The sequence below is a fragment of the Saccharopolyspora elongata genome (assembly GCF_004348985.1).
In the GTDB taxonomy this organism is placed as follows: Bacteria; Actinomycetota; Actinomycetes; order Mycobacteriales; family Pseudonocardiaceae; genus Saccharopolyspora; species Saccharopolyspora elongata.
On sequence record NZ_SMKW01000063.1, the window covers coordinates 22,924 to 44,376 of the forward strand.

At 67.9% G+C, this 21,453-nt stretch carries 8 protein-coding genes (1 of these 8 only partly in view); all 8 read right to left on the reverse strand.

The window, feature by feature from the left end; all coding sequences use genetic code 11:
• A protein-coding gene (locus E1288_RS33875; RefSeq protein WP_132492570.1) for a scabin-related ADP-ribosyltransferase crosses the window boundary here: on the reverse strand, window positions 1-15,704 show its 5' portion. It extends 19,402 nt beyond the left edge of the window; the window shows 15,704 of its 35,106 coding nt (coding positions 1-15,704); the start codon lies at window positions 15,702-15,704; the stop codon falls past the left edge of the window.
• Window positions 15,705-15,793: 89 nt separating this feature from the next.
• Window positions 15,794-16,147: a hypothetical protein gene (locus tag E1288_RS33880; protein ID WP_132492571.1), complete on the reverse strand. Its 354-nt coding sequence runs from the start codon at window positions 16,145-16,147 to the stop codon at window positions 15,794-15,796.
• A complete protein-coding gene (locus E1288_RS33885) occupies window positions 16,140-16,562 on the reverse strand; it encodes a YbaB/EbfC family nucleoid-associated protein (protein ID WP_132492572.1) in 423 nt (140 codons plus the stop codon). The genes E1288_RS33880 and E1288_RS33885 overlap by 8 nt, the downstream gene beginning before the upstream one ends.
• 26 nt (window positions 16,563-16,588) lie before the next feature.
• Window positions 16,589-18,670 carry a hypothetical protein gene (locus tag E1288_RS33890; RefSeq protein ID WP_132492574.1) on the reverse strand — a complete coding sequence of 694 codons (2,082 nt, stop codon included), beginning with the start codon at window positions 18,668-18,670 and terminating at the stop codon, window positions 16,589-16,591.
• Window positions 18,671-18,722: 52 nt separating this feature from the next.
• Window positions 18,723-19,109, reverse strand: coding sequence for a hypothetical protein (locus E1288_RS33895; protein ID WP_132492576.1), 387 nt, complete (start codon window positions 19,107-19,109; stop codon window positions 18,723-18,725).
• Between the two features lie 38 nt (window positions 19,110-19,147).
• Window positions 19,148-19,453 carry a hypothetical protein gene (locus tag E1288_RS33900; protein ID WP_132492578.1) on the reverse strand — a complete coding sequence of 102 codons (306 nt, stop codon included), beginning with the start codon at window positions 19,451-19,453 and terminating at the stop codon, window positions 19,148-19,150.
• Between the two features lie 30 nt (window positions 19,454-19,483).
• The gene (locus tag E1288_RS33905) at window positions 19,484-19,846 is read right to left on the reverse strand and encodes a hypothetical protein (RefSeq protein ID WP_132492580.1); all 363 of its coding nucleotides are present in this window, start codon (window positions 19,844-19,846) and stop codon (window positions 19,484-19,486) included.
• A gap of 96 nt (window positions 19,847-19,942) precedes the next feature.
• Window positions 19,943-21,370 (reverse strand): type VII secretion protein EccB, encoded by a 1,428-nt coding sequence (gene eccB / locus E1288_RS33910; protein WP_132492582.1) that lies wholly within the window; start codon window positions 21,368-21,370, stop codon window positions 19,943-19,945.
• Window positions 21,371-21,453: the final 83 nt, after the last annotated feature.

Genomic DNA, 21,453 nt, shown 5'->3' on the forward strand with positions numbered 1-21,453 from the left:
CTGGCGGGCCCGAAGGCCCGCTTCGCCTGGCTGTCGTAGCCCAGGCCGGACTTCGGCGCGCGCGAGATCACCTTCTCCACGAACTCGAGCACGTCGTTGAGCCGCTGGTTGGTCACCAGCGCCGTCTTCGCCTTGTGCAGCTGGCCGGTGACGTCCCGCTCGCCGTCGAGCCTGCGACCGGTCAGCAGCGGCTCGGTGGTGCTCGACTCGATGTCCAGCAGGGGCTTGGGCATCTGGAGCGTGGCGAAGCCCGTCTTGGTGGCGTTCTCGCCCAGCGGGATGGACCGGTGCTCGGGGTTGCGGTAGGTGCTCGAAATGCCGGCGTTGGTCACGGTGTTGAGCAGCGCCGCGTGTTCGGTGTAGGAGAACAGCTTCGCCTCGAAGACCAGGTCGACGCCGACGCGGACGTTCTGTCCCCGGTTCTCGCTCCGGTCGCCGTGCTGGTAGGAGTCGCCGGTCGCCACCTCGACCGACTGGTTCGGGAAGCCGATCGACAGCGAGGCCGCGGGGCCTGTCGGACTGGCCGCGGTGTGGTTCGTGGTGATCAGCGGGTTGAAGAGGACCCCGGCGCCGAGGCCCTTGCCCGATGCGTACTGGGACTCGTTGCCGTAGACGGCCTGGTGCTCGAAGAAGCTGCGTCCGTCCTTCAGCTCCGTGACCGTGGCGTTCTTGTCCCAGCCGTCGGGGGGCTTCGCCTCGAAGCGCAGCTCGACGTAGTGCGTGTGGCCCTTCCAGTCCTTGTACTCCTGGAAGATCGACACCCCGCCCTTGAGGATCTCGAGCTGCGTCGCGCGCATGTCGAGGGCCGACAGCTCCTGCACCGTGTTCGAGTTCAGCGCGACCCAGTGCTCGCCCTCCTGCCACGCATCCGGCACCAGCTTCTTGCGGTGCTCGGCGAAGATGTCCAGCGCCCACTGGGAAAGCGGCACATCACCGGCCGACATCTCGAACAGGCCGACGCTGGCGTCCACGGAGTTGCCGACGTCGTCCAGCGCTGGCACCGGACGTTTCGTCGTGACCGCCGCCTCGGCCTTCTCGATCAGCGCGTTGGCCGCCTCCTCGGTCATCACCGCGAGGGCCCCGTCGCGCTCCAGGTAGCGCCGGGTCTCCGCACCGCCGCCGATCTTGTAGGGGTTGAAGGCCTTCCAGTGCGACGGCCTGCCCCAGCGGTACTGCTGGGCCTCAGCCTGGTGCTGGTCCAGCTTGTCGAGCTTGACCAGCACGTACTTGACGTCCCTGCCGGTCTGGAAGGTGACCTTGCTGCTCCCCGCGGTGGCCTCGCTCGAACCGCCGCTGGACTGCCAGCTCAGCGCCCCCTCCACGTCGAGCCCCAGCGCGCCGATCTGCAGGCTGCCGCCTCGGTCGAGGTCCGTCGACTCGCCGTAGGACACGCTCCGGCCCAGCTTCGAGATGGCGGAGATCGAGAGGTTCTGGGGATCGACGTAGTCGACGATCCTCGGCCGGTGGAACGTGGTGCGCAGGTTCTCCTGGTGCACGCGGTCCTGCAGGTGGCCTCGCCGGGTGCCCATGGCGATCACCTGGGGGCGGAGGTGGCTCGCCATCGACGCGTTGCCGACCAGGTCCGGATCGGGCGCGACGTGGAACTTCGGCCGGCTGGTCCACGGGAGCTTGAGCAGGTACGGCGTCCACCACGCCTTGGTCTGCTCGGCGGAGCGCTGCTGCATGCCGGGCGAGTTGTCGCTGACCCGCTCGAAGTTCGCATCCCCGCCGTGGGTCAGGATCACCATGTTCTCGACCGGCACCGCCGAGCCGAGGTCCGGGGCGAAGGACTCGATGCTGGTGCCTTCGGGCACGAGCACGGTGGGACCGGGACGGAACTCCGCCGCGTTCTTCGCCATGAAGTCCGGCACCCGGTAGTCCGCGAGGGCGTGGACGGTGTGGTTGCGCAGCTCGTGCGGCTTTCCCCCGCGAGTCACCTGCACCGCGACGTCGAAGTCGAATTCCCGCCGGATCTCGATCGCCGGGCCCTTGTAGCTGACCTTGACCTCGTCGGTGGCGGTGGTGCTCGAACCGGAGGTGGTGGTCCGCGAGGCGGAGAGCTGTGCGGCGACGTTGCCGTTGAACCACGTGGCCTTGAGCGGACCTTCCGTGAAGGTCTTGAACCGGTTCCGGATCTTCAGCGCGAGACTGCCGTAGATCGTGTCCTTGAGCTTGTTGCCCAGGGCGATCTCCGTGCCCCGGTTGCCGGAGAGCTCGGCGTGGTCGAGGTGCTTGGCGGTCCGCACGCCCTTCGGCGTGCCGGTGACCGCCACGTCGAACCGGTAGTCGCCGAGGCTGAACTCGACGGTGTAGGCGTGCTTCTTGCCCGCCTTGCGGCGCTGCTCGTCCTCCTGCAGCTGCGAGAGGATCTTCTGCCGCTCCTCCGCGGTGAGCCGGACGCCCTTGGCCAGCTTCTTCTCGAAGTCCTGGAGCGCCTCGTCCACCGGCTTGTCGCTGCGCACCGGCAACTTGCGGCCGCCGGCCTCCACCTCAGTGTCGATCCGGTAGCGGCGAATCGCGAACTTGTTCTCCGGCTTCGCCGCGCCGTCCCGGGCCGCCGCCAGCTCCTGGCGGATCCTGGCGCGGTCGGCATCGGAGAGCTCGATGGCCTGCTTGGAAACGCGGTAGTCGAGCTCGCTCAACGCCTCCGCCGCGGAATACCGGCTGTTCGCGCGGAGCTTCTCCCCGCCGACCTCGACCAGGACGTCGACGGCGTCGAAGGCGTTGCGGCCGTTCTCCGCGCGGATCTGGAAGTTCTTCGCCAGCTGTTGCCGGATGTCCGCGGCTTCCTCGTCGGTGAGCTTGACGCGCGGCCGCTTGTCGAGCCTCTCGCGGAGATCCTCCACCGCGTCGTCGGACGCCGGATCCGCGACGTACGCCGCGTTTTCGTCGAACGCGAGGTCGGGCTCCCTGCCGAGCTGTTCCAGGAAGGTCTCGACCGCCGAGTCGACCGACTGATCGGAGAGGTACACCTCGTAGGTGCGGCCCCGGAAGCGGACCTCGGTGGCGACCGAGGTGGTGCCGATCTTGTTCAGGTTGTCGACCAGCTTCACCGGGTCGAAGTCCGTGACGGCGTCGTCCAGCTGGTCCAGCAGCTCGTCGCGCCGCTGCGGGGTCAGCTTCCCGTCGCGGTAGTCCTGCAGGATCAGGCTGCCGGCGATGGCCCGGACTTCCTCGCCGATGCCCTCGGCGCCGTCGAAGCGGGTGAGGTCGCTCAGCGTGCTGTTCTTGGCGACCGCGGCGTAGTCCTGGACCTCGTTGGCCAGTTCGGCCTGGTCTTGCTCGAGAAGCCCCGCCTTCTGCCGCTCGGTCAGCCCGGCACCGGAAGCAGGCAGCGACGTCTCGTGCGGCAGGGCGGCCAGCGCGGCCAGCATCTTCCCCTCGAACGCCGCGACCTTCTCCTTCGGAATCAGCACGAAGGCCGCGGTTTCTCCGGCCCCGGCCACCTTCTCGCCCAGCGCCTTGCCGTCCCGGCTGATCGACAGGTCGAAGTGCTCCGCGAAATCCACCCGGTAGAGGACGTGCCTCGCCGGGGCGTGGTCCTTCTGCTTCAGGAAGTTCTTGAACTTGCCGAACAACGACGTGCCGTGGCCGGCCCCGATCTTCAGGGACGCCTGGCCACCGGTCTGGACGTCCAAGCCGTCGAAGTTGGCCACGGTGTGCAGGTAGCGCACGTCGAGACCGATCGCGGAGGCGGATGTGGAGTTGCTCGCGCTGATCCTGATCTCACCGCGGCGGCGGGTGGTCCCGCCGGTCACGTCGACCTCCATCAACGGCCCGAAACCCGTCATCCTCGGGTCGGAGGTGAACGTCGCCGCGTAGTTGTGGGCGGCCGTGGCGGTGTGGTTGCGGATCCACCGGGCCCCCTTGTCGACCGCGTCCGGCAGCTTCTCCGACACCGGTGCGGACTTGTCCCGCGGAACCGCCTGGTCCCAGGTCACCGTGGTCTTCTTGGTCACGCCCCGGACGTAGCCGTCGGACCGGCCGTCCGGCGAAAGGGTCCGCATGAAGTTCTCGGTCATCAGGTCGAGACCGTCGTACTTCGACAGCTCCTGCAGCACCGCTTCCTGGGTCTTCGCGGTCCCGACCCAGGTGATGACGTGCTCGATGTCGTTCTGCGTCGAGGCCGGCATCCGCACCGGTCGGCGTCCCGGGGCCAGGCGGTGGTATTCGCCGCCCGCGACCTTGGTGCCCAGTGCCTCCTTCGGGTAGCCGAGGGTGAACTTCTCCGGCAGCTGCCGGGTCATCTCGGCCAGCTTCACGCCGTTCTCCGTGATGCTGGCGTGCATTTCGAAGCCGACCTCGAACTGGTCGGCGACCGTGCGCACGAACTCGGTCTTGTACAGCGTGCTCGACGAGGTGGCCCGGCCGGTCTTGATGGACGAGTCCCGGCCCTGTTCCAGGAACGGAAGCACGTAGACCAGGCCTGACTTGTCCGCGACCGTCCCGATCCAGCCGGCGAGCAGGTTGATCTTCGACTTGTGCGACACCGTTGCGGTGCTGCCGCTGCCCGGCCCGCTTTCGAACTGGGAACCCTGCTTCGGGCCGCCGGCCGCGTCGCCGCCCGCGCCCTTCGGCCGGGTCACCGGGCCGGTCCGCGTCAGCTGCAGCATGATGTGGCGGTTCACGCCGAGCCGCACCGGGAGGCCGGCGCGGAGCATCCGGAGCAGGCCGTTCTCGCCGAAGGCGCCGGCCTGCTGGCGCAGGTGCACCTCCAGGTTGGTGCGGTCGGATCGGCTCAACGCCTGGCCGAGCTCGTTGTTCGCCTCGTGCACGCCGAGGTCGTGCCCGGTGACCGAGTCGAGGACCGTCTTGATGAGCAGATCCCGCGCCGAGAGCCCGTCGCCGTCCGCCGAGTGGGGCTGCTGGCTGCCGACGACGAGGTCGCCGACCTTGAGCAGCTGCTCCATCGGATGGGTGGCCCCGTCGTCGGTCACCAGCCCGATCGGATAGGCCCCGCCATCGTTCAGGTCGACGACTCCCGAACCCGTCTCGTTGGTGTTCGCAACGCCCGAGCCGATCTGGTTTGTGCCGGAATCGTCCGAACTGGACTCCCCCGGACTCGGCTCGTTCGGCTTCGTCTCGCTCAGGTCGTCCCCGGACGCCTGGTCCTCCTGCGCGGACTCGTCCCGCAGGTGATCACCGACCTGTTCGACGAGCTGCGTCAGCTCCGGGCTCAGGTCCTGCGGGCCACGCGCGGCCCCGGTCTGCGGTGGCCGGTTGAGCTGCTCGACGAGCTCGCCGAAGCGCCCCAGTTCTTCCGCACTGGCCGGACGCCCGGCCGAATCCAGCAGCGCGAGGATGTTCTCGACGACATCCGGGTGCGACTCCTGGTGCTCCGCCCGAAGAAGGCTCGCGAACTCGTCGAGTTCCTCCCCTCGAGTCCCCTCGCCCGGCCGCGAAGAACTCGGCTGCGACGTGCCCTGCTGTGGAGGCTCCGAGGTCGGCCCGTTCACCAGCTGGTTCTTGACCTCGTCGAGGAGCCCGAGCAGTTGGTCGTCCTCGTCCGAGCGCAGCTGTGCGCGGGTGTCCGGCTCGGTCAGCGTCCCGTAGTAGTGCGCAGAGCCCTCGTTCCCGGTGCGCACCAGGACGATGGACCCCGAGTCGGGAGTGGTGACGCCTTGAGCCGAATGAATCGCGTTCCGCGCGGGGTCGAGCACCCAGATGTTCAGGTTCTGGGTTTCGGACACCAACTGCGGGATGAGATCGCCGAGCCCGGGGCCGTAGTACCCGGCCGTGAGGACCGAGCTGACCGCCTCATCGAGGGAGAGCTCGGTGTAGTCCGCGATTTCCTGGGACCAGGTCTCGCGAAGGCGCTCGGCGACGAGCCCGCGCATTTCCGGAACCGACATGCTGATGCGGCCGTCGCTGCTGACCCTGATCGCCTCGAAGAGGCAGTTGCCGTCCCCCGGCACCTTGATCGGCGTGTAGCCGCGCAACTTTTCCTGGTAGCGGCTCAGCTCGGGCGGCACCTGTGTGTCGCCGGTCTGCCTCGGCACGGGCGCATTCCTCGGCAGGTAGAGCTGGTGGACGAGTCGCTCGAAACGCTGCGCACGGCGTTGCCGTTCCGCCGCGCTCTCCCGGGTCCCCGGCGCGGAGAGGGCATTGATGACGTGCTGAACCTCGACCGAACGATCACCGAAGTCCAGGCTCAGCAGTAGTTCTGTGAACTGCTGGATGACATCGGCAGAGCCTGGCTCCGACTGCTGCTGCGGCGGCTCAGGCGTTTCCGGCGGCTCGCTGGTCAGGTGGTTCCGGACGCGGTCGGCGAGGTCCGCCAACTCGGGGCTCAAGCCTCGGGATTCGTTCTCGGCCGCAGACTGCCGGAGCTGGTCGGTGAGGTCCGTGAAGCGCTGCTGCTGCGATTCGCTCAACGGCCGGGAGGCCGGGTTCAGGAGCTCGGCGAGGTCCGCGACGACCTGCGTGTGCGTCTGCCCGTGCTGTTCCCGCAGCAGGTTCTCGAACTGCTCGATCGCCTGCCGGCTGCGCGCCGCGGCTTCCGACTGCGGGGACTCCTCGGCCGTCTTCTCCGGCGTGGACGAGATGTCGATCGAGCCCAGCAGGTCCAGCTCGGCCTGGAGCGCAGCCTCCTCCGCCGCCAGCTCGGCCTTGGTCTTGCGGCTCCCGGCCTGCGGGTCGATCGCCTCGGCCTTCTTCGGGTGGAGGTCGAACTGGGCCGCGTTGTAGTACTGCACCCCGGCGCGGTACGCCTTGGTGTCGTTGAGGTTCTGCTTGATCGTGACCTCGAAGTCGAACTCGACGTGCGAGGTGTAGCGGTTGCGGCGCGTGTCCGCGAGATCCTTGCTGCGCTCGTTGCCCTCGACCTTGGTGAGGTGCTGCGTGCCGCCCCGCTCGGTGTTCCGCGAGGTCGTACCGCCGCCGACCGTGGCCATGATGGGCTGCGACGCGACCGGCGCCGCCGCGGCCGTCTGGTACCCGGTGTCCGAGCTGTTCGTGACGTCTTCGGTGGTCTCCTCGACGTGCTTCTGCTGCCAGGCCGGCACGTCCCAGGCCAGCAGGAATTCCGGGGCGAACAGCCGAACCTTCGTCCGCACCGAGATTTCCTGGTTGAGCGGGCCGGGCACGGTGAACTCGAAGCGGTAGCCGTCGTCGGTCAGGAAGGACTCGGCCGTGGAGCCGCCCGGCCTCTCCTTGGGGCGCGCCACCATCGCCGGCGACAGCAAGGCCTCCAGGTTCCGGTGGTCGGGCGTGCCCTTGGCGAGCCAATCCCGCAGCGCGGTGCCGGAATCCTGCAGCCCGGAGTTGACGTCCTGCCCGTCGGCGTGGACGGACGTCTCGACGATGACGTCCACGAGCTTGTCGACCACGTCGCCGGGCAGGATCTTGGCCAGCTCGAACGACGCCGCACGGAGCACGTCCGGGGGCAGTTCCCGCAGCAGCTGGCCCTCGTCGACGACGTCCACCAGCAGGCCCTGCTTCGTCGGGTTCTTCCCCGCGGAGTGGCTGCCCACCAGGGCGTCCGGCAGTTCGAGGAGGGCCTGCCCGCGGAAGGTGGGCGGGGCGTCGCCGAGGGCGAGCTTGATCTTCTCCGGGGCGGGCCGGCCCGCCTTCGGAGCAGCGGGCTCGCTCTGCTCCACCGGCACGACGAGCTTGTCCAGCACGGCCTTGACCGCCTCGTCGAGCGCGTCGGCCTGCTTCGCCGGCGACGAGAAGGTGTCCACGATGGACCTCGCGTGATCCACCAGGGACTTCGCGCTGCCGCCCGCCTTGGCCAGGACGACCGCGATCTTCTCGACGACGACGTCGGCCTTGACCTTCTGCGCGGCGGACCCGGCGGCATCGTCCAGGATGGTCTTGATCTGCTCCGCGATGGCCCCGGCCCGGGCCTTGGCCTTCGCCAGCGACGACTTCGGCTCCGCGGCGAAGTCGACCTCCTGCGAAGTGGGCGTCGCCTTGACGGCCACGGCCGCCAAGGTCATCGGGAGCTTGACCTCGTAGATCTCGGCGGTCAGCTCGACGTCCTGGAGGAACTGCGCCGCCTCGCCGGGGCGCGAGCGCCGCTGCTCGGTGATCTGCTTCGCGACGGAGACCTCGGTGCCCTCGGTCTTGTCCACGCCGAACGTCGCGCCCGGACGCATGGTCCCCTGCGTGCCGAACGGGGCCGGCGGGCCGACGAACGCGGTCGCGGTCGTCTTCAACGACCGGTTCATCTGCTCTTCGCCGGTGGTGGTGTTGCCGGAGATCTCCGAAGACCCGCCCACCGGCGGTGTTGCGTGGACCACCTGGACGGGATCGCCGACCGGCTTGGCGTTGAGCTTCAGGACGTAGTGGGTCCTGCCGTCCGGGATGGTCACGGACCAGCCGCCGTCGAGGATCTGCCGGACCGTCCCCAGGTCGCGCAGCGCATCGAGCTTCTGGACCGCGCTCGTCGCCGGCGGCGGAGTGCCCGACTCCGGGTCCCAGCCCAGCACGAGGTCCGGATTCGCCTTCGCGACCACCCGGTAGGCCCAGTCGGCCAGGTCATCGCCCTTGCGCTGCAGCAGCGGATCGATGCCCCGGGCACCGGCGTGGACCTTTTCGCCGCCCGAGGGGTCGGTCAGCGCTTCGGCCTCGCGCTGCAGGAGGGCGTCCGCCTGCTTCTCGTAGCGGGCGTCGGCCTTCTTCTTCGCGAGGGCGGCATCCTGCTCCGCTTCGGAGAGACCGGCCTTCTCCTGACCGGACAGTTCGATCCCGTCCAGGTCGGAGAGATCGACCGCCGCCCGATCAGGGTGCAGGTCCACGCCGCCCTTGGGGGTGAACCTGATGGCCTTGACGTCCTTGCCCAGCCCCTCACCGAGGTCGTCGAAAGCCGGCTCGGGGGCCGGGTCCTTGAAGGTGAGCGGCGTCGTCTCGAAGTCCTCGGGCAGCGGCAGCCCGTGCGCCTGCCGGAAATCCTCCGGAACCGCGATGATCGCCCAGCGGGGCAGCAGTCCTTGCCGCACGCCCCGGCGCAGGTCGGCCAGCTCGGTGTTGGGCTTGCCGAACATGTGCAGCGAGTCGTCGAGGCGGTTGTTCATCAGCACGTCCACCACGTAGAGGTGGACGTCGCCCGTCAGCGCCGCCGCGGTCAGCTTGTTGACGGCGGCCGAGGTGTCGCGCTCGGTGCCCTCGGCCTGGTAGCCGTGCTCGAAGCTGAGCTCGGCGATGCCGAGCTGGGCCATCAAGGTGCCGCCGAAGGAGATGCCGCTGCTCTTGCCGTGGTGCACGGCGATCTGGCCGGTGGTCGCCGGCTTCCAGGATCCCTTCGGGATGGTCCCGACGTGCTCGACGATGTGGGCCTGCAGGTCCGAGCTGAGGATGCCCTCGCGCTTGATCGGCGTGCCCTGCGGCCCGTCGCTGATCCGCTGCGGTCCCAGGAACATCCCCTGGACCAGGGTTTCGTACTCCTTGCGCGAGAGCTGGGTCACGTCCTTCGAAAGGACGTCGAACGGGTTCGACGTCTTCTTGTCGTTGGACTCCTCGTGCAGCTTGACGTACTCGCCGTTGAAGATCGCCAGGGTGTCGCGCATGTAGTAGACGAGCCCGGCACCCGGCGGGATCTGCTTGCCCAGCCGGTGCTCGGGGTTCTGCTCGTCGAGCAGACCTTCACGGCTCTGCAGGTCGCGCAGTGCTTCCTGCAGCAGCGGCTCGCGCGCACCGGGGTCGAGCTTCCCGGAAAGCTCGACCAGGTTCTCGGGCACCAGGTAGCCGGCGGCGCCGTCGGCGGTCACCTTGCCGAGGTCGCCGGGCTTCACCGGCCGGAACAGCTCGGCCAGGCTGCTCGGTCGCTTCGCGTGGTACCTGGACCAGCGCTCGCCCCAGTCCCGGTGCTTCTCCTCGCGGATGTCGGCGGTGAACTTGACCGCCCGCTCGATGCGGAGGGCCTTGCCGGTCTGGTTGACCTTGTCCTCGTGACCGGCGGCCCGCAGGTTGCCGCTGTGCGCGCTGGTCTCCTGCCGGTACTTCCCGCCGATCGCGGCGCCCAGGTAGATGTTCTTCGCGAATCCGTCCTGGCCCATCCGCACCCGGCCGAGCAGGTTCAGGGCGGCGGCCCAGCCGAAGCCGTGCTTCATGCGGACGCGCTGGCTGGCCCCGGCCGAGCGGGTGCCGGTGATGACCGCCTCGTCGACCTTCTGCTCGGAGACCACGTCGCCGAGCAGGGCGCCGACGTCGACCACGAACTTCCGGTCGCCGGCGTCGATCGTCACCTGGTGGGGGCGCGACTGCGAACGGTCGGTGCCGTGGGCGTAGTCGCCGAACTCCTCCACGAGCCGGCTCGGGGAGAGCTCGCTGAGCTGCAGGTCGATCGCCTGCACCTCGACCGCCGTCAGCTTCCTGGAGTCCCGCTCCAGCGCGGTGAGGATCGTCTGCCGGACCTTGTCGTGGATGTCCTCCACGCCCTTGATGTGGGTGAGGTCGGAGACCAGCCCGCCGTTGTCCAGGACGGTGCGCAGCTGGTCCGCGCGTTCCCGCGACGGCTTCGGCGGCGCCTGCTCCGGGACCGGTTCGGTGCCGCGGCCGAGGATCTTGTCGAGCTCGGCCACCAGGGCCGGGAAGTTCTCCTCGGTGACGTAGACGTAGGACGCGCCCCGCTCCTCGCCGACGGACTTCAGCTCGGCTCCGAGGAGCTTCTTCGCGTCGGACTTGTCGCCGTGCTCGTGCGTCGCGAGGCTGGTGTGGTTCTTCAGTTCGAGCCGGATCTCGACGAGATCGGCCGCGTGCGAAGACTTCTGCTTGCTCGACGCCGGTTTCTTGTCGGTGGAGGTGAACTTGCCGGACTTGCCGAAGGTGATCTGCCCGTCGAGGCCCAGCTGCGCCGGGCCCCTGCTGCCACCGAAGAGCGAGGCGAGATCGCGCAGCCACCGGAACCTGAGCCCGGCCTCGGCGGCGTCGCCGAAGACGTACTCGGCCATGCGCTCGAGCGACAGCCGGCGGTCGACCCCGATCTGGGCCCTGGTCTTGCCGGTGATGGTGAAATCGACCAACTCGCTCCGCGCGTGCCACGCCACGGAGTCGGGCCGGAGGTCGGGCTTGATCGCGAACCGCGGCGGCAGCTGATCTGCCCTGACGCTCGCATGCTTGACCTCCAGGCCGTACAGGAGCGCCTCGACCGACGCGTCCTTCATCAGCGACGAATTGGCGGTGGTGTTGATCAGCTTGAGCAGCGCGCTGTTCTGCTTGACGAACTCCGGCAGCGCGGCCATCAGCTTGTGCTGGAAGCCGCGGCCGAGGTGGGAGTCCCCCACCGCCGCGATGAGGTTCGCCGCCTTCTGGGTGAGGTAGGCCGGTTTCCGGCCCTCCGGCCGCTCGGTCGCCGAACCGTCGGGGTCGACGTCGCCCCGCGCCGCCTCGATCTCCGCCTTGATCTTCGCCGCTGCCTCGCCGTCGCGGAGATCGTTGGCAGGGGCGAGGAAGTCGACCTTCCCGAAGTCCGCCTTGTCGCCCGGAGCCGGGCTGCGGCCGTCGAACGCCCAGGTCAGATCGAACCCGGCCTCGAACGCCTTGTTCGCCGAGGGCAGCTTCACGGTCTTCACGAACGACTGGTTCAGCCGTTCACCGATCCTCTTGAAGGTCTCGTTGATCCACGTGACCTGGGGCGCCACGCTCAGGAAGCCCGAGACCATGGCGGGGACCGCACCGATGCTGACCGAGACCTGCGTCTTGACGCCGGTCTCCCTGCTCGACTCCGTCCGCTCCGACTGCTCGAAGACGTTCTTCTGCTCGGTCTTGCCCTTACCAGCGGTCTCCAGGATGGACTCGGGCCGCACGTCGAGGTTCAGGTCCAGCAGGCGGTGGCCGGGCTTGCCGTCGGGGGTCGTCCGGCCCGTGGGGAGCACGAAGGTCATGCCCTGCGCGAGCAGCTTCAGTGCCCCGAATTCGCCGGCGTGGAGGGTGAGGGCTGCCAGGTCTTCCTTCAGCCTGCCCCGCGGCGCCGCCATGGAATCGCCTTGCAGCTGCGGGATCAAACCGATGACGTGGTCGGCGAAATCTTCCGCGGCCTGCTCGCGGGACACCGGCCTGGGGTCCGCGTCCGAGCGCTGTTCCCGGGGACCGGGGACCACTCCGTTGATCTGCTGCAGCCGGTAGGTGTCCGGGAACTTCCCGTCCAGGTACAGCTTGAGGGGCACATTGCCCTGGGGGTGCTTCGGCAGCTCGTCGGTCTTCGGCGGCTCCTCGTCGGTGGTCGTGGATGCGGAGTCCGGGACATCGGATTCCGATTCGTGCTGGAGGGCCTCCAGCTCGTGCGCCTCTTCCTCGCGGATGGTCGGCAGGCCGGGCTGCTCCTCGATCTTCCTGATGGCCTTGTACAGGTCATCGCCCGGCTTGATGCCCATCAAGCGGTCGAGCGGCGATTCGGCGGTCGGGTCGATCTCGGGCGTCGACTCGTCGTCCTCCGCGACTCGGCGGGGCGGCGCGGCCGATTCCAGGTCGGTAGCGGCCTGCCCCCAGGATGGCAGCGGGGTCGGCGCGAGCATCCTCGCCGGCCTGGAGATCTCGCCGTGCGACCACGTCGGCGCCGCGTTCTGGTCGATGTTCAGGTAGCGCAGCGCCTGCTCGGGCAGGCCGACCGGGTGCTCGGGGTTCGGCCGGGCGTCCGGCTTCCGGAACTCCTTGCCCGGCGGGGTCGTCGTGGTGACGTCGGTGACCTGCCGCACCAGCCCGCTCAGCTCGGGCCGCGAGTGGAGGTAGCCCAGCGCGGCCGTCCAGATGGCGTCGGGCTGCCGGTGCTTGGCGACCAGTTCGCGCACCCCGGCCAGGTTCAGGTCGCCGCCCCGGTCGCGGAGGCCGCTGACCAGCGACTCGACGACCTGCTTGGTGAGTTCGACCGACGCTTCCCAGTTCTCGTGCCCGATCGTCGACGCCTCGGGGGTGGCGTCAAATTGCCGGCTTCCGAACGGGTTCGACGCCGCTCGATCGTCCACTGTGCTCGATCGAAGCTCGGAGATCAGCAGGTGCGCCAACGCCTCGGTGGCGTAGCTGTGGCCGACGCCCTCGACCTCCGACGTGAGGACGTGCCCGTCGGGCGTCCTGGGGTCGCTCAGCGCGTGGTTGACACCGAGCTGCTCGGCCAGCAGGCCGATCTGGAACAGGTGCCGCACCCGGAAACCGGACCTCGTCGTCGGCGAGTCGCCCATGATGTTGGCGACGTTGCTCTGGACGCGAGAAAGTAGACCGGAATCGGAGTGCTGGGATTCCAGCGGGGGCGCTCCGCCGTCGTCCTTCTCGGTGTCGGTCGGCGTGGGCGTGCTGGACTGCGCCGAGTGTTGACCCCCGGCACCATCGTCGCCCCCCTGCTGCAAGAACGGGTTGGTGCTCGGCGACTCGGGCTGCTGGACGAACGGATTCGTCTCGATCGGCCCCTTCTCCCGCAAGAAGGGGTTGGTGATCGACGGCTCGGGCGGTTGCAAGAACGGGTTGGTGCTGGGCGCCTCGGACCGCTGCAAGAAGGGGTTTCGGCTCGACGTCTCCGTCGGCAAGAAGGGATTGCTGCTCGAAGAGACCGCGTGCCGGAACGGGTGAGTGCTCGGCGACTCCGACTGCTGCATGAACGGGTTTGTGCTCGACGTCTGCGTCTGCAAGAACGGATTGGTACTCGGCGACTCCACCTGCTGCACGGTCGGCGTTTCCGCGTCCTGACCGAGGTTCGGGTTGGCGGTGTGGCCGGACTGGTTCGTCGAGGACTCGGTGGAGGCCGTGGTGTTCGGGGCCGACTCGGTCTGCTGCGGGGTGGGGGCGCTCGGGCTCGACTGGGTCGGACGCGTGCTCGTGTTCTGGGAGCCGGTGTTCGAAGAACCGCCCTGCGCACCGGGGTTCGGGGAGGTCGAGGTCGTCTGCGTCGACGGGGCGGTGACCGACGACGGGCCGGAACTCGTCTGCACCGGCGTGGGCGGCGCGGTGCTCTGCTGCATGGCAGCGGCCTGCTGGTCGCCGCCCAGGTCGAGGTTGGCGGGCTTGGTGGAGTCGTGACCAGAGTCGAAGTCGATCAGATCGCCGTCGAAGTCCAGCGAATCCGCATTGGACGAATCGAGGTTCGAAGTGTCCACAGTGGTGGAACTGTCGGTCGAACTCGGCCAGGCGCCGAACCCGCCCTGGTCGCCCTTGTTGGAGAAGTCCGATTCCATCCAGGAATCGACGGAATCCGCGTCGCTCCAGGAGTAGGCGGAAGCCGCATCGCTGGAATGACCGTAGATCGATCCCGCGTCGTCCATCAGCGGCGTGTTTTCCGGCATCGACACCTGCTGCGTGTCGGCCGTCCCGAACCATTCCGGGAACTTCTCCTGCCAGAACCAGTGCGAGAACTTCTCGCCCAGCGGCTCACCGATGAAGTTCTCGTTCAGCTCCTCGGCGGTGCCCGACACCATGCTGCCGGTGAAGCTGGTCCAGTCCGCCTCGAAGTAGCCTTCCGCGTCGTACTTGCCGAGCCCCTCGCTCAACCACCCGTGGAAGCCCCACACCGGGGCACCACCCACGGTCGTGGCGAACTTGTAGGCGTTGTGGTGCTGGCCGAACTCGGACGCCGCTTCCCCGATGGCCTTCGTGTAACCCTGGGTCATCGACTGGGCGATCTGCTCGCCCTCCGCGCCCAGCACGTGCTTGCCGAACGCTCCGCCGATGGCCTTCTGCATGGCCTCGGGCGTCGTCTTCCCGGCGTTCCGGGTGATGGAGTCGGCGACGTCCTTGCCGAGGGCGCGGGCCTCGGCCTCGCCCATCTCCTTGCCGAGGTGCTTGGCGAAGACGTCGGAGAACTGCTGGGCGAACTTGAAGCCCGGCCCGGCGGTCAGTCCCGCTCCCAGCCCCTTGATGCCGGCGAAGTTGCTCATCTTGGCGCTGCCGAAGCCGGAGTTGAGGTACGTCGTGAAGCCCTTGGAGACCTTGGCGATGTCGTCGCCGAACTGCTTGCCCACAACGGAAGACGGGAAGATCTTCGCGACCTTGTCGAAGAGGTTGTCACCGAGGCCCTTCAACTGCGCGGCGAGCGCGCTGCCACCGAACTTCGTGAAGACCTTGCTGCCGAATGTCTTCATCAGGACCGTGGTGATGCCCTTGCCGAGGCCATGCGCGAACATCCCTGCGATGCCGCCCAGCGAACCCGAGATGGCGGCGCCCTTCAGCGCGTTCTCGGTCAGCTCGGGGTCGTAGTTGTCCCGCGTGCCGCGGTCGAGCTGGTTCTGCTGGATCGCCAGGTCGAGGATGGTGCCGAAGATCGTCTCGAACGCCAGCGAGACGATCGTCTGGATCAGCAGCTGGAGCAGCAGTTTCAGGATCCACTGCGTGATGCTCTTGAACAGCCCGATCTTCAGCAGCGACAGGCCGCCGGTCGCCCAGGCGATCGCGTAGGCCAGCGCGATCTCGGCCAACATCAGGATCAGCTGCCCGATGGCCTGCAGCTTCATGTACTGGACGTTGGTGCCGGTCTCGCGCAGAAACTCGCTCATGCCCTGCGCGGCCTGCTGGACCGACTCCAGCGGCACGAAACCCTCGTCGTTCTTGACGATGTACTGGCGGGCGTAGTCGACGAACGCCGCCGCGGTCTCACCCTCGAAGTCCTGGTTGATCTCCCGGACGAGGTGGTGGAAGTGGTCCTGCAGGGCGGTCAGCGAGTCGGCCAGGTCGTGGTACTTCTGCGACAGCGCCCAGAGCTTGTCCTCGTCGGCCTCGGGCCATTGGGAGCCGGTGAGCGCCGCGAAAGCCGTCGCGTGTTCCGGCGGGATGTACAACGACACGGGTCACCACCTCCTCTCCAAGATCAGCCCAGCAGGATCAGCTCCTTCCGTGCACTTCGGCCCCTGTTGCGGCTCCGGGCACAGGCCGGTCAGTGCCTGCCGCCGCCGGACGAGCCGGTCTCGCCGTTGAACTTGTTCGCCAGACCGCTGTTGAAGTCGTCCGTGTCGTTGAACGTGTTGCTGGTCTGGACGCCACCGTCGCCGGTCTTCTGGAAGAGCTTGGCCAGCCGTTCGACGACTCCCCGGATGGCCGGGTCCGACTTGTCGAACATCTCCTTGATCTTCGGCGAGGTCTCGTCGTCGTCGCCGGCGGCGTCCCAGACCTCCTCCTTCAGATTCCGCAGGATGAGCAGCGCCTCGCGGATCTCCTCCTCGGCCAGGCCCAGCCGCCGGAACCGCGTCTTCAGCTCGTCCGTGACCAGGATGGTCTTGGTCTCAGCCATCGCGGCGCCCCATTCCCGTCCAGGACGACGCCTCCTGCTGCATCTTCAGCAGCGGAGCTAGGAAGTCGCTCCAGTTCGACCCGTCCCGCAGCGCCTCGCGCATCTCCTCGACGTCGCCCACGCTCGGCTCCACGATCTTGTTGACCTGCGTGTTCATCTCGGTCCGAGCGTCGGTGGTGACCTTGACTATGGCGTCGGCCAGCTCGGCCTTGGCCATCGACCGGTAGCGTTCGTCGTGGAACTCCAACTTGGTGAGCCCGCCCGACGAGTCCACCGTCGCGCTCACCATGCGGTCCTTGGAACGCACCGTGACCGTCCGGTTGCGCAGCTCCTCCTCCAGCTCCTGGATCCGCTGCTGCTGCGCGGTGAGCTCGTGCATCGCCTGGTCGAGCTGGGCCTGCAGGTTGATGTTCACAAATTCCTCCTGTGTCGGCTACGGGTTCAGCGGCCGATGGCCGTCGTGAACCCACCGTCGGTGTCCCAGGTGTCCGCGTCCTCGGTCAGCCAGGTGGTGCGCTGCCGCTCCTTGTTCTGGTCCCCGGCGGCACCGCCGGCCATGGGCGGCGGCATCATCGGCGGCTGATTTCCAGTCCCGCCCTTGCCGCCCATGCCGCGTGGCCCGGTCTCGGTCGCGGGGTTGACCGGCTTGCGCAACGCATCGTCCAATGCGGACGAGTTCACAGTCGAACGCCTCGTCGGATCATTGATCTCGGACGCGCCGAAGCCGCCGAACCGCTTGTTCAGATCCCCGGCCGGGCCGGTGACGAGCTTGTTGCTCAGCGGGCTGTTGTAGTCGGGGAAGGTGAAGTTCCGGGTGTTCGGCAGGTAGCCGCCGAACCCGTTCGACGTGCCCGGCCCGAGGGACGAACCGGGCGGAACCTTGACGAGGTTGCCGTTGCGGTCGCGCAGCAGCGACCCGTCGGGTTTCGTGACGGTTCCGTCCGAGTTGATCTTGGAGCCTTCCGGGATCGTCAGCCGGCTGCCGTCCGGATTGGTCAGCGTCTTGCCGTCGGGGCCGAGGACGCTGTTGCCGTTCCCGCCGCCCATGTTGAACCGGCTCAGCCCGTCCGGGGTCCACTTGGACGGGTTGAAGTTGGAGAACAGGGGAGGCGGCGGGGTGTTCGGCTGGTTGTTCCCCGGCTTGTCGTTCGGGCCCCCGGGGCCGTCGTTGCCGGTCCCGAACTTCTCGTTCAGGCTGCCCAGGCCGTCCTTCCCGATCCCGCCGGTACCCTCGTTGTCCCCCGTGCTGAAGCCCGACGTGTCCGCGCCCTTGTTCTCGGTCCCGTTCCCGTTGCCGTTGAACTCGCCCTCGCCGAGCTCGTCGGCGTTGAGATCCGTGTCACCGGGGCCGTCCTCCGAGTTCGGGTCGTCGGTGTTCGGGTCGTCCGGTTTGCCGTCACCGTCGAGGTCCTTGCCCTCCGGGATGAGGTTGCCGTTCTGGTCGACGTCCGGCTTGCCGTCACCGTCCAGGTCGATGCCCTTGGGCCCGCTTCCGGTGGGCAGGTTGCCCCCGGGGCCGTTGGTCTTGATCGAGTCGAACTGGATGCTCTCCGGGAACGTGTCCTGCGTCGTCTTGTACTGGGTCTGAACCTGCTGGAAGTCGTTCTTGGTACCGGGGTCGAGCTTGGCGGCGAAGTAGTTCAGCCACTCCTGCTTCGCCTCGTTGTCCAACCCGTCCAGGAAACCCCCGGAGCCCGACTGCCCGCCCTCCCGCGGGTTGCCGATGGCGTAGTCGACGTCCAGCTTCCCTTCTTCGTACTTCACGGTGAAGGTGTACTTGTTCAGCGCCGCCACGACCGCCTGCACGGGTTCCGAAAGGTTGTTCGCGGCTTGAGCATTCTTATCGTTCTTGCCGGTCCAGCCGCCGCCCCAAGCATCGGAGTTGCCGGTGCCGCTGCCGTTGCGCCAGTCGATGAACTTGGCCTGCAACTGCAGGGCCTCGTTGTGGAGGTGGGTCTTGGCCTGCTTCAGCTGGCCGATGATGAGCGGGTCGGCCAACTTGGCGCCGAAGCGCTCGAGGCCGGTGCCCAGGTTCTCCAGCGTTCCCTGGGCGTTCGTCGCGGCAGCGCCCTTCAAGTCGTCGCCGTTCTTGATCTCGTTCGCCCAGGCGGTCACCTCGTTGCGCTTGTCCTGGAGGAACTTGTGCGCGTTCTCCAGCTTCGTCAGCAGATCGTCGAAGCTGGGGATGCTCGTGAACGAATTCCCCCGCCCGAACACGAGTGGGTCCAGCCACTTCGCGCCGAGGTTGAACAACTCCCCGAGCGTGTAGTTCCCGGTCGTCTCAGTGCCGAGAACGCCGTAGTTGAGCTTCACCCACAGGTAAACGGGATAAGTTCGGCCGGACGGGTACGTCATCTGCCCCGTGCGCACGATGTCCCAGCCCGACTGCACGGAGCCGCCGATCTGGAGACCGGAGCCGGAGATCCACGGCGGCGAACCCGGCCCGGCGAGGTCGTTGCGGTCGCGGATCGGGTTGTCCGACGGCAGAACGCTGTTCACCGCTTCTTCCCAATCACCGGCCATGACATCTACCTTCCCGCAACGACCTCGCGGTCACCGACCACGAGTGGTTCGACTAGTATTTGCCCGTTTCCGGCGTCTGCTTGCTTTCGGGCTGCTTGTTCTGGTTGAGGATGTTCGAGAAGTAATCGGCCAGGTTCTGGTTCTCGCCCTCGTTCTCCTTGAACTTCTTGTCCATGTCGTCGAGGTCGAGCTTGAAGTCCACCAGGGTCTGGTTCAGCAGCTTCTGCTTCTCCTTGTCGACCGCCTGCAGGAAGGCGCCGACCCTGCCCCGCAGGTTCTGCGCCTCCGGCGAGGAGCCGGGCAGCAACAGGCGGTCGGAGTACATCCCCAGGTCTTTCAGATCCGGGTTGTTGAGCAGATCTTCCCGCAGCTGGTCGATCTTTCCCTGGATCTCCTTGACCTTCGCCTCGGAGTAGTTGATCTCATCTTGCTTGGGCATCGCGCTTCGGCCTCACCATCCACCACGACGCGAACGGATCACTGCTGGAAGTTGCTCGCCGACCGGAGGTCCGCGATCCTGTTGTTCTCGCTCATGTCGCCGGTCAGCTGGCCGCAGATCTTGATCGACTCGTCCATCTGCCGTTCCAGGTCGTTGATCTGCTTCTGAGCGTTCCGCCAGTTGTCCGCGTAGACACCACCGGCGTTGTTGCTCAGGTCCTGGAGCCCGGCTTCCAGCTCCTCCATCGCCTTGGTCATCTTGACGGCGAGCGCCAGCATTTGATCCGCGACGTCGTCGACCAGGTCCGTCCGGGTCTTCAGCAGACCCTCGAGCGGTGCACCCATCGAAAAAACACTCCTCGCTTCGGAATAGGGTCAGCCGGCCGACTTCGCGGACAGCTCGTTGTACAGGCTCTGGCTGAATTGGGTCGCGGTATCGCTGTTGTTGGCGTCGACATCGAGGAACGTGGTGTCCGACTGCATCAGGCCGTCGATGACCCAGTCGAACTTCGTCTTCACCTGGCGGTACTTGTCCAGCCAGGTGTTGATCCCGGCCTGGAGCTGCTGACCGGCGCCGGACACGTAGGCCGAGCGCAGGACGTTGTTGAGCTCGTTGACCTGCTGCTCGGTCGTGTTCATGGTGTTGATCTGGGTCATCAGCCTGTCGATTCCGCGCTTGATCGCCGCGGAATCCGCGTGGAGTTCACCCACCCCGTGCTGCTGTTCCGGACTGCCCACCTGGTCCTCCTCGAAATATTTCTGCGCCCATCGCAGAACCTAGAACCCGCCACATCCGGGCGACACATCCCAGAAAGGGGACAGTGACGGGGAAACTCAGCATTGCGGGGTGGTCACCGGCGGAAGCTCGCTCACGGGGCGGCCGGCCATCGCGGGGTCCAGCGCTGGTCCGGTGGGCAGCTGGTCCACCAGCAGCGTCGGCATGGTCACCGGCGGCACCTCGTACCCGAGCTGGGCCGCCGCTTCCGGCGACGGGATCGGGTACTTCACGCCGGTGTCGGCCACCAGGAACATCGTGGACGCCCGCCCGGCCGTCTGCGGGACGACCAGCACGCCGTGCCCCGGCGAGAGCGACACCCGGTCCGGTCGCGGGCACGACAGCGCGACGCCCGGCTGCGGCGGCACCGGCTTGGCGGCGTCCACGATTTCCTTCGGCAGCAAGGAAACGCTCGTCACCGAGGGACCCGGCGTGGTCGACGCGCACAGCGCCTGGTCGTCGTCGTCCTCGACCAGCACCGGCGGCTTCTCCGGGAACGCACCGCCGCCCGTCAACTCGCCCTTCGCGGCCGGCGCCGCCGAATGCGCGGTGAGGTCGCTCGCGCCGATCCGCTTCGGCTCCACCGGCTTGCCGCCGTAGGCGACGGCCTGCGTCTTCGGGTCACCAGAGATCAGCTTGAACACGGTGTCGGTGAGCGGCACCAGACCGGCCTGGCCCAGCAGGTACGGCTTGTTCGCGGCGTCCACGAACACCTGCCCGACGACACTCGGCGCACCGGCCAGCTGCGGGCCCGGCGTGCCGCGCCCCGGGATCTCCGGCGCGACCAGGTCGGGAGCCGTCGGCAGCGCGTTGAGGAACCCGGCGGGCACCTTGATCGGGTCGGTCGTGCCGTACCCGAGCGCCGCGGGCCCGGCGGATTCGGTGCTCATCCGCAGCTTCTGCCCGCCCCACACCAGGAACACGGCGCCGTCCGGCCCGGCGACCAGCGCGCCATCGGTGGCGGTCAGCGGCGTGCCGTCGGCCTCGGCGACCAGCATCGTGAAGTCCCGCGCGCCGCCCTTGACGGGCGCGGCGCAGGACAGCCACGGATCGCTGAGCAGCGCGTCGGCCGTCGGCAGGCCGTCCGGGGCGCCGGGAATGCCGATCGGCACCCCGCGCGGGGTCCCGAGCAGGGAGTTCTCCGAGACTGTGTGCACCACGAGCTCAGGGCCCGCGATGAGCCGCGCCGACGCCTGGTTCAGCACGGGGTGCAGCGCGCCGTCGAGGAACAACCAGCGCGCGCCGGTCTCCTTCTCCACGACGACCGCGCCGGGCACCTTCCACGAGGTGGCGCCGCCCGGCTTGATCAGGCCGAACAGGAAGGTCCCGATGCCGATCAGCAGCGCCACGATCAGGCCGATGACCACGCCCCGAGTCGTCCGCCGCTGCGGCGTATCCGATATGTCCGGGTCGGCCCGCAGCATTCCCGCGCTGAGCCGCCCCATGACGAACATGTGCGCCTGAACCTGATCCCGCCGAGACTGCACGATCCCACGCCCTCTACTACGAAAAACCCGTCAACCCAACGTCCGGCGAGACCAACGAAACGCCGCGAACCACAAGTGCCCGA